The sequence below is a fragment of the Vogesella mureinivorans genome (assembly GCF_007644035.1).
GTDB lineage: Bacteria > Pseudomonadota > Gammaproteobacteria > Burkholderiales > Chromobacteriaceae > Vogesella > Vogesella mureinivorans.
In genome coordinates, this window is sequence record NZ_VMTV02000930.1 from 1 (window position 1) to 468 (window position 468).

The following is a 468-nucleotide window of genomic DNA, read 5'->3' on the forward strand; positions in this document are numbered from 1 at the left end:
CATACGACCGGGTTCGCGCCGTGCGCTGGGCCGGTGCCGCGCTGGACCTGCTGGATCAGCGCCTGCTGCCGCAGCATCAGGAGCGCGTGCTGTGCCAGAGCAGCGATGAGGTGACGCGTGCCATCCACGACCTGGTGGTGCGCGGTGCGCCTGCCATCGGCATCGCCGCTGCGTGGGGCGTTGTACTGGCTGCGCGCGACGTGCAGGCCGCCGACGGTGCCCGCGCCGCCGAGGCGTTGGCACCCGCGATGGCCACGCTCAACGCCTCGCGGCCGACCGCGGTCAATTTGGCCTGGGCCCTGCGCCGCATGCGCGCTGCCCTGGTCGGCAGCGGCAGCGACTGGCGCGCACGCATCGAAGCCGAAGCCGCCGCGATCGAAGCCGAAGATCTGGCCGCCAACCGCTACATGGGGCGCCTTGGCGCCGAACTGATCGCGCCGGGCTCAGGTGTGCTGACGCACTGCAATA

Annotated in this window: 1 protein-coding gene; it reads left to right on the forward strand. The window is 72.0% G+C overall.

Going from position 1 to position 468, the window contains the following annotated elements:
• Positions 1-468 (forward strand): translation initiation factor eIF-2B alpha/beta/delta subunit family protein (locus FLQ44_RS21195; RefSeq protein WP_206209044.1); only part of this gene is annotated, 468 nt, incomplete at both ends.